At 72.8% G+C, this 8,714-nt stretch carries 9 protein-coding genes; 5 read left to right on the top strand and 4 right to left on the bottom strand.

The features are described from left to right. The coding region (locus AB0M36_RS12910) for a hypothetical protein (RefSeq protein ID WP_364155950.1) at positions 1-201 on the top strand (201 nt) is incomplete at its 5' end. A gap of 367 nt (positions 202-568) precedes the next feature. On the opposite strand, the gene AB0M36_RS12905 is transcribed toward AB0M36_RS12910, so the two are convergent. From AB0M36_RS12905 to AB0M36_RS12895, 3 genes are all read right to left on the bottom strand, one after another. Next, on the bottom strand, positions 569-1,066 hold the full coding sequence (locus tag AB0M36_RS12905) for a hypothetical protein (protein WP_364155947.1): 498 nt from the start codon (positions 1,064-1,066) through the stop codon (positions 569-571). 435 nt (positions 1,067-1,501) lie between these two features. After that, complete coding sequence (locus tag AB0M36_RS12900) at positions 1,502-2,341, bottom strand: ABC transporter permease (RefSeq protein WP_364155945.1); 840 nt, start codon at positions 2,339-2,341, stop codon at positions 1,502-1,504. Then, the gene (locus AB0M36_RS12895) at positions 2,338-3,258 is read right to left on the bottom strand and encodes an ATP-binding cassette domain-containing protein (RefSeq protein WP_364155943.1); all 921 of its coding nucleotides are present in this window, start codon (positions 3,256-3,258) and stop codon (positions 2,338-2,340) included. Before AB0M36_RS12895 ends, AB0M36_RS12900 begins: the two co-directional genes overlap by 4 nt. Positions 3,259-3,366: 108 nt before the next feature. Here AB0M36_RS12895 and AB0M36_RS12890 point away from each other — a divergent pair, with 108 nt between their 5' ends. The 3 genes from AB0M36_RS12890 to folP all read left to right on the top strand — a co-directional run bounded on the left by AB0M36_RS12890 (position 3,367) and on the right by folP (position 6,564). Continuing rightward, positions 3,367-4,710: a sensor histidine kinase gene (locus AB0M36_RS12890; protein ID WP_364155940.1), complete on the top strand. Its 1,344-nt coding sequence runs from the start codon at positions 3,367-3,369 to the stop codon at positions 4,708-4,710. Beyond that, a complete protein-coding gene (locus AB0M36_RS12885; protein WP_364155937.1) occupies positions 4,707-5,414 on the top strand; it encodes a response regulator transcription factor in 708 nt (235 codons plus the stop codon). The genes AB0M36_RS12890 and AB0M36_RS12885 overlap by 4 nt, the downstream gene beginning before the upstream one ends. A 265-nt stretch (positions 5,415-5,679) precedes the next feature. Continuing rightward, positions 5,680-6,564 carry a dihydropteroate synthase gene (gene folP / locus AB0M36_RS12880; RefSeq protein WP_364155934.1) on the top strand — a complete coding sequence of 295 codons (885 nt, stop codon included), beginning with the start codon at positions 5,680-5,682 and terminating at the stop codon, positions 6,562-6,564. Here folP and AB0M36_RS12875 read toward each other — a convergent pair. Further along, on the bottom strand, positions 6,561-7,103 hold the full coding sequence (locus AB0M36_RS12875; RefSeq protein WP_364155931.1) for a helix-turn-helix domain-containing protein: 543 nt from the start codon (positions 7,101-7,103) through the stop codon (positions 6,561-6,563). The genes folP and AB0M36_RS12875 overlap by 4 nt on opposite strands. A gap of 86 nt (positions 7,104-7,189) precedes the next feature. Between AB0M36_RS12875 and AB0M36_RS12870 the strand changes: the two genes are divergently transcribed. Continuing rightward, positions 7,190-8,605: an MFS transporter gene (locus AB0M36_RS12870; protein ID WP_364155929.1), complete on the top strand. Its 1,416-nt coding sequence runs from the start codon at positions 7,190-7,192 to the stop codon at positions 8,603-8,605. Positions 8,606-8,714 lie beyond the last annotated feature (109 nt).

Below are 8,714 nucleotides of genomic sequence, written 5' to 3'. Positions count from 1 at the left end.
GTGCCCGACGGCCTCTCCGACGCCCAGCGCACGGTGCCCGACGGCCTCTCCGACGCCCAGCGCACGGTGCCCGACGGCCTCTCCGACGCCCAGCGCACGGTGCCCGACGGCCTCTCCGACGCCCAGCGCTCTGTGCCGGGGAAACCGGACGGGCCTTCCGATGCCCGGCGCTGGGTACCGAGCGGCGCCACCCGGCGCTGAGGAGCGGGCGGGCCTCTCGACGCCCGGCGCCGGGAAACTGGGCGGGCCTTCCCTTGCCGGGCGCCGGGTACCGAACGGGCACCGCCCGACCGCTGGGTACCGAGCGGAGCCACCGGCCCGTTGGGTGCCGAGCGGCTTCCTGGCGCCCAGCGGTCGCGACAGCCGAGTCGGTACCGCCCGCGCCTGAGTGCCGAGCGGCCTTCCGGCACCCAGCGGCCGGGACAGCCGAGTCGGTACCGCCCGCGCCTAAGTGCCGAGCGGCCTTCCGGCGCCTCGATATTGGCCGGGCGGGCGGCGCCACGGGGCGGGCGCCCGGCGCCGGACGCCTCAGTGCTTGGCGGGTGCCAGCCGACGCCTGGGTGCCGCCTCAGCCGGGAAGCGTGATGTCCAGCCGCCGGGCGAGCTCGCGGTGGGCGTCGACGACAGCGCCGATGAAGCGGGCGAGCACGCGCTCCGGCGGTTCGGGCCGGGTCAGGCGCAGCCAGTAGACCTCCCGCTCGAGGTGGGCGGTGGAGATGACATCGGGCCCGCGTGCCAGGGCCAGCTCGACAAGGTCGTCGGGAACACCGCAGGCGCCGCCGGTGTCGACGATGCCCTTGATCGCGCAGTCGATCAGAAGCTCCCACGCCCGTCCGTCGGCCGTCACCACGTCGAGGAGGCCCGGCAGCTCCTCACGGCCCACGGCCTGCCCGTCGTCGGTGGGGTCGGAGGCGAGCGCGAGGAACACCCGCGGCGCGCGGGCGAGCGCCGCGACCACGGCCGGCTCACCGGCCAGCGTCGCACCTCCGTATCCGACGGCCGGATCGTCGGCGATGAAACCGATGTCCACCGGCGCCAGCAGCCGGCGCTGCACCCACGCCCACACGTACCCATCCTCGCGGAGGAGCGGCGCCGGGTCCTGCGAATCCCACGGCCGGCGGAAGTTGCCGCACGGCGCGGGCGCTGCGGCACCATCCCCGCCCCCAACCGCCCCGCGCCGTTGCCAGCCCCAACCACCGCCGCGCCGTAGCCAGCCCCAACCGCCCCCGCGCCGTAGCCAGCCCCAACCGCCCCGCGCCGTTGCCAGCCCCAACCACCGCCGCGCCGTAGCCAGCCCCAACCGCCCCCGCGCCGTAGCCAGCCCCAACCGCCCCCGCGCCGTTGCCAGCCCCAACCACCGCCGCGCCGTAGCCAGCCCCAACCGCCCCCGCGCCGTTGCCAGCCCCAACCACCGCCGCGCCGTAGCCAGCCCCAACCTCCTCCGGGCCGTTGCCAGCCCCAACCGCCCCCGTTGCCAGCCCCAACCGCCGATCGCGCTCACTTATAAGACGTCACGGCGGCTCAAGGTCAGTGCCCCCGCGCCGAGGGTGACCGCCAGGTAGGCGGCCAACACGGCGGCCGCGGCGGCTGGTGGCAGCAGGTACGGATGGTTGCCGCCGGCGAGTTGGGGTGCCAGGTTCGGCAGCAGGATCGATCCGAACCGCAGCTGCCAGGTCGTCGGCAGGAAGTGCGCGAAGATCGGTGCCACCAGGATGAGACCGCCCAGGGTCACCAGCGTCGACGCGGTTGAGCGCAACACGGTGCCAAGACCGAGCGCCACGATGCTGACGACCATCACGACGAGCGTAGAGCTGATCACCGTCGGCAGCGCGTCCGTCCAGTCCGGCCAGGGGTTTAGCGGCGCTGGGCGATCGCCCAGCAACAGGGTCGCGCCGGTGAAAGACAGCAGGGCGAAGAACAGCCCGGTGAGGATTCCCGTCGCGCCGACCACCGTGGCCTTGGCGCCCAGCAGGACCCGGCGTCGCGGCACCGCGAGCAGGCCGGGGCCGATGGTGCCGGTGGTGAACTCGGTCGTGATCGACATGGCGCCGATCGACCCGACGAAGAACATCACGAACGGCATGACCACCACGGTCGGATCGGCGGTCTCGTAGTTCGCCCGGTCGGTCGCCGTCGCCCCGTCGAAGGACCGGATCAACAGGAACAGGATGAGCATGCCGAGCAGGGTCGCCGCCATGCCGCCGGCGAGGAACGCGTACGTCGATCGGAGGGTTCGGATTCTCATCGCCTCGGCGGCCACCGCGTCGCGGAACACTCGTGCGTCCGGTACGGCCGCGGCCTCGGCGTTGCTGGCGGTCGGCAGGCGATAGGAGGTGGTCATGGTCGTGGCGCCCTTTCCGAGGCGCTGCGATACTCGGTCGCCTCGCTGGTCATGTCCAGGTAGATGTCCTCGAGCGTGGCGCTGCGAGGCGTCAGCTCGTGGAGGGGTATCGACGCCGACGCCGCGGCGTCGGCGATGGTCGGCGCGTCCACACCCACCGCGACGAGCCCACCGCCCCGCGTGGTGGCGACAGACGCGCCGAGTTCGGTCAGGAGCCGGGCGAGCGCGGCCGCCCGCGGAGACCGCACGAGCACGTCCCGGCCGAACCGGCTTCGCAGCCGCGTCAGAGAGGTGTCCTCGAGCAACCGGCCCCGGCCGATGACCAGCACCCGGTCGGCGGTGAGCGCCATCTCGCTCATCAGGTGGCTGGAGAGCAGCACGGTGCGGCCCTCGGCGGCCAGGGACCGCAGGGTCGAGCGGATCCACCGGATGCCGGCCGCGTCGAGCCCGTTGACCGGCTCGTCGAGCAGGATCACGGCCGGGTCGCCGAGCAGGGCGCCGGCGATCCCGAGGCGCTGGCGCATGCCCAGAGAGAACCCGCCCACCCGCTTGTGCGCCACGTTGGCCAGGCCGGCCTGTTCCAGCACCGCCGCCACCCGGGCCCTGCCGATGCCGTTGCCGCGGGCCAGGCAGGCCAGGTGGTCGAAGGCGGTGCGCCCGGGGTGGGCGGCATCCGCGTCGAGCACGGCACCCACCTCGCGCAGCGGGCGGCGGATCTGCTCGTACCGACGGTTGCCGATCAGTGCCTCGCCGGAGGTGGGCCGGTGCAGGCCGAGGATGATCCGCAGGGTGGTGGACTTGCCCGCCCCGTTGGGGCCGAGAAAGCCGGTCACCGTTCCTGGACGGACCTCGAACGACAGCCGGTCGACGGCCACGGCCGCTCCGTAACGCTTGGTCAGTTCCTTGATTTCGATCACGGGGAAACGGTGTCAGGCGAGGGGGCGGTCGCGCGTCCGACCAAGGTAGGGCATCGAGTCATACCAGGGTCAGACGCGCCCTCGCGGCCGGCGCTATAGCGTGTGCGCGTGCATTCCAGGCTGTTCGGATTCGAGGTACGCGGCACCGTGGTGGACACCGCGGCCGCCGTCGTCCTGATGTGTCTGGCGGCCACCGCCACGCTCGATCCGCCGGGCCCCGTCCTCGCCGGCCCATGGCTGGCCTGGCTCGCGGGCGCCGCGGTCGCGATCCCGCTGGCGGCGCGCCGCCGGTGGCCGGTGCCGGTGCTCGGTTGCGTGGTGGTCAACGCCGCGGCGGCGACCGCGCTCGGCGCCGTCGGCACCGGAGCCATCTGGACGACGTACGTGCCGGTCGCCCTGGCGATCTACACCACGGCCGCCGCGACGAGACCCGTCGTCGCGGCGGCGGCCCTGGCCGGCAGCCTCGCCGCGCCGGCAGCCACCATCCCCTGGCTCTACCACCGGTTCGGAATCGCCGCGGCCGACGCACCCCGCAGCGAGGCGCCCCTGTGGTGGCAGGTCGAACTCGGCGTGGTCACCGTGGCGGTGACCGCCGCCTGGGCCACCGGCCGGATGATCCGGTGGCGCCGCACGGTCCGGGCCGGCCTGGCCGAGCAGCACACGCGGGACGCGGTGGCCGCCGAGCGGCTGCGCATCGCCCGGGAGTTGCACGACATCATCGGGCACAGCATGAGCCTCATCGCCGTCAAGGCCACTGTGGCCAATCACCTCGCCGCGCAACGACCGGCCGAGACACGGGAGGCTCTGCTGACCATCGAGCGGACCAGCCGCACCGCGCTCACCGAGATCCGGCTGCTGCTCGACGTGCTGCGATCGGACGCCGATCCGGCCGACCTCCTACCGGCGCCCGGGACCGCCGACCTACCCGGCCTCGCCGACCGGCTCCGCTCCGCCGGACTGCGGGTGGACCTCGACGTGTGCGGCGCCGAGCACCTGCCGCCAGCGGTCGACCTCACCGTCTTCCGGATCGTCCAGGAGGCACTCACGAACGTCATCAAGCACGCCAACGCCGGCCACTGCCAGGTGACCGTGCGGGCCCGCGACGACGGCGCGCACCTCGAGATCCTGGACGACGGCCGCACGCCCATGTCACCCGGCCGCGCCCCCAAGTCCCCGGGCCGCTTGCCCAGGTCGCCCGGCCGCACGCTCAGGTCCCCGCGCCGCACGCCCACTGGACAGGGCATGCCTACTGGGCAGGGCACGCCCGCCGGACAGGGCACGCCCGCCGGACAAGGCACGCCCGCCGGACAGGACAGACCCGCCGGACAGGGTCTCATCGGCATGCGCGAGCGCGTGACGATGTTCGGCGGCACCCTGACCACCGGGCCACGCCCAGAGGGCGGGTTCGCGGTGATCGCCGACATCCCGTACACCGAGGGGGGATCCGGATGACCGACGTGCCGCCCAACCCGGGCAGCCCGTCCCCGTCGGACGTCGGCGTGCTGCTCGTCGACGACCACCCGCTCATGCGGCAGAGCTTCCGGACCCTCATCGACGCGACACCGGGCTTGACCACGGTTGCCGAGGCCGGAACTGGCACGGAAGCGGTACGGCTGGCGCGGCGGCACCGGCCCGCCGTGGTGCTGATGGACATCCGGATGCCCGGTATGGACGGCATCGAGGCGACCCGGCACATCTGCGCGGGACCCGACACCGCCGACGTGCGGGTGCTCATCCTCACGACCTTCGACCTCGACGAGTACGTCTACGCCGCCCTACGGGCCGGTGCCAGCGGCTTCCTCGTCAAGGACGCCTCGGCCGCCGACCTGCTCACCGGCATCCGCGTGGTCGCCTCCGGCGACGCCCTGCTGGCACCCCGCATCACCCGCCGGCTGATCGCCACGTTCGCCGAGCAGGCCGCGCCGCCCTCCGCCGCGCCGAGCGGCCTCGAGGTCATCACGGAGCGCGAACGCGAGGTGCTGGGCCTGATCGCCCAGGGGCTGTCCAACACCGAGATTGCCCAACAGTTGTTCGTCACGGTGGGCACAGTGAAGACCCACATCGGACGCCTGCTCAGCAAGCTCGGCGCCCGGGACCGCGCCCAACTGGTGATCATCGCCTACGAGACCGGCCTGGTCCGGCCACAGCCGCGCTGAACGCCGCGCCACGGCGGCCGCTCTCGTGTCGCTCGCCGCGCGGTCACCTACTCCGGCAAGGACAACGATTCGGAAGGGCAGGCGCTCGGTCCGGTGGAAGCAGCGCCGTCCACCCACTCCTCAAGGGATCCTTCGAGCGTGTCTTTGGTGGGTCTCGATCTTCACCCATGCCGCATGACGAACTTCATGGCTACCAGCCCCCCGTCGGTAGAGTCGCCGCACGGATCGCGCCGTGCGGCTGGTGGATCCGGGCTACTCTCCCGGCGTGAGTGACTACCTACCCCCGCTGATCAGCGCCGAACGGGTCATCGGCGGCCGTCGGTACGACTTCTCCCGCCGGGTCGTGGTCATGGCGATCGTGAACCGTACGCCGGATTCGTTCCACGATCGGGGCCGCACGTTCGCCCTGGACCGGGCCACCGAGGCGGTCCGGGCGGCCGCCGAGGCGGGCGCGGACTGGATCGACATCGGCGGGGTGCCGTTCGCGCCCGGGCCGGAGGTGACGGTCGCCGAGGAGCTCGACCGGGTGCTGCCGGTGGTCGAGGCGGCGCAGGGGCTGGCGGTGGTCTCGGTGGACACCTACCGCCCGGAGGTCGCCCGCGAGGTGATTCGGGCGGGCGCCGGGGTCATCAATGACACGTCGGGCCTGCGCGATCCCGCGATGGCCGACGTGGTCGCGGGCACCGACGCCGCCCTGGTGATCACGCACAGTCTGGCCGCGCCACGGACGCCGCTTCCGGGGCCTACCTACGGTGACGTGACCACCGAGGTGGCGGACTTTCTGCGGCGGCGGGTGGGGCTCGCGCTCGACCGGGGCGTACGCCCGGAGCAGATCATCATCGATCCGGGTCACGACCTGAACAAGAACACCCTGCACACGCTGGAGGTGACCCGGCGCCTGCACGAGATCGCGGACCTCGGTCATCCCCTGCTGGCGGCGGTGAGCAACAAGGACTTCATCGGCGAAACGCTCGATCTGCCGCAGCGCGAACGCCTCTCCGGCACGCTGGCGACGGTCGTGTTCTGCGTGCTGCGCGGCGCCCGCGTCGTCCGCGTCCATGATGTGCGGCCGGCGGTGGAGGCGGTGCGGATGACCGAGGCGATGCTGGGGCTGCGCGCGCCGGCGTACACCCGGCACAACATGCCTTAAACCTGGTCGGGGCCGAGCAGTTCGGTCATCCACGGTTCCCGGGGCACCGCGTCCGGGCCCACCACGCGCATCGCTCCCAGGCAGGTGAGCAGCATGCCCATGGCGAGGAACTCGCGGGCCTCGTCCTCGCCGGCGCCGGTCAGTTCCCGGATCGTGCGGTAGATGCGGCCGAAGCAGTCGCGCACGATCGGGCCGATCGCGGGGTCGGCGCTGGCGGTGAAACCGTGCAGGAGCACGGTGATCAGCTCGCGCTCGGCGAGCAGCTCGTCGTAGGCGCAACCGAGGCTGGCGAGGGTGGGTTCCTCGGCGGCGGCCTCGCGGAACCGCTGCTCGATGCGGTCCCCGGCGCGGCGCACGGTGGCGAGGAACAGCTGCTGCTTGGTGCCGAAGATCCGGATCACGTACGGCTGGGAGACCCCGGCCAGCCGCGCGACCTGGTCGGTGGTGGTTCCTGAGTAGCCGCCGGTGGAGAAGGCGGTGAGCGCGGCGTGGAGCAACTGCTCCTGCCGTTCCTCGGCGGTGAGACGGGTACGGGTCACGACCACGACGCTACCTTGCCAAGGCATCAGTTGATAACTAAGGTGGCACCGACCTTAGTTATCAGTGAATAACAACTAGGAGCGCCATGACCGCCGTCCTCACCCGGGAGGCACCGCCCGCCACCCGCCCGCTGGCCGCGGTGCTGGCCGCCGTCGGGATTCCGATCTTCATGGTCACGCTCGACAACCTCGTGGTCACCACGGCGCTGCCGGTGATCCGGACCGAGCTCGACGCCTCGCTCGCGGACCTCCAGTGGTTCGTCAACGCCTACACGCTGCCCTTCGCCGCCTTCCTGCTCACCGCCGCCGCCCTGGGCGACCGGCTCGGACGCCGGCGGATGTTCATCGCCGGAATCGTCGTCTTCACGCTCGCCTCCGCCGCCGCCGCGCTGGCCAGCGAGCCGTGGATGCTCACCGCGGCGCGGGCGGTGCAGGGGCTGGCGGGCGCGGCCGTCGCTCCCCTGTCGCTGACGCTGCTGGCCCAGGCCGTACCCGAAAAAATGCGCAATGCCGCGGTCGGCATCTGGGGCGGGATCAGCGGGCTCGGGGTCGCCGTCGGGCCGGTCGTCGGGGGTGCCGTCGTCGAGGGACTGCACTGGTCGTGGATCTTCTGGCTCAACGTGCCCGTCGGCGTCCTCGCCGTGGTCCTGGCGGCCACCGTCCTGCGCGAGTCGCGAGGTGGCGCGCCCAAGCTGGACCCGCTCGGCCTGCTGCTGTCCGCCTCCGGAATGCTCCTGCTCGTCTGGGGCGTCGTGGACGGCCCGGATCGCGGCTGGTCGTCGGGCCGGGTGCTCGGCATGCTCCTCGGCGGCGGTGCCCTGATCGCCCTCTTCATCGCCTGGCAACGGCGCAACCCGACACCGATGCTGCCGCTGCGGCTCTTCCGCCTCCGCGGGTTCGGCCTGGTCACCGCTGTCACCCTGACCTTTTCGGCCGGCGCGTTCGGCTCCGTTTTCCTGCTGTCCCAGTTCTTCCAGGTCGTGCAGGGGCTCAGCCCGCTGGCGTCGGGGGTACGCACGCTGCCCTGGACGATGGCCCCGATGGTCGTCGCTCCCCTGGCGGGCATCTTCGCCGACCGCCTCGGCCTGCGGAACCTCATCGTCGCCGGCCAGACGCTGCTCGCCGCGGGCATCCTCTGGATCGCCCTGGCAAGCACGGCCACCGTGTCCTACAGCGACCTGGTGATCGCCTTCGCCCTGGCCGGCGTCGGCATGGGCCTGACCTTCGCGCCGATCAGCACGATGGCCCTGTCGAGCGTCCCGGAGCAGGATCGCGGTGTCGCCTCGGGCGCCAACAACACCATCCGCGAGCTGGGGGTCGCCGTCGGCGTCGCGGTCCTGGCATCGGTCTTCAGCGAGTACGGCGGCTACACCTCCCCGCAGTCGTACGTGGACGGCGCCGTCCCGGCGGTGCTCGTGGGCGCCGCCATCATCGCGGTGGGAGCCGTCGTGGCCACCCGCCTCCCCCGGCGTCCGGCCGTCACGCCGCCCAGGGCCGAGTGACGACGCCTACGCCGGAGTAGCCGCGCCCGCTCTGGTCGTCCGGTATCCCCGCGACGACCTGACCGCGGAACGCCGCCCTCAATGCGACGGCCGGGACACCCTGGTCCCG

It is taken from the genome of Actinoplanes sp. NPDC051346 (genome assembly GCF_040682215.1).
Taxonomy (GTDB): Bacteria; Actinomycetota; Actinomycetes; order Mycobacteriales; family Micromonosporaceae; genus Actinoplanes.
The sequence above is the reverse complement of the archived record's forward strand: the minus strand, read 5'-3'. Positions and strand labels throughout refer to the sequence as shown.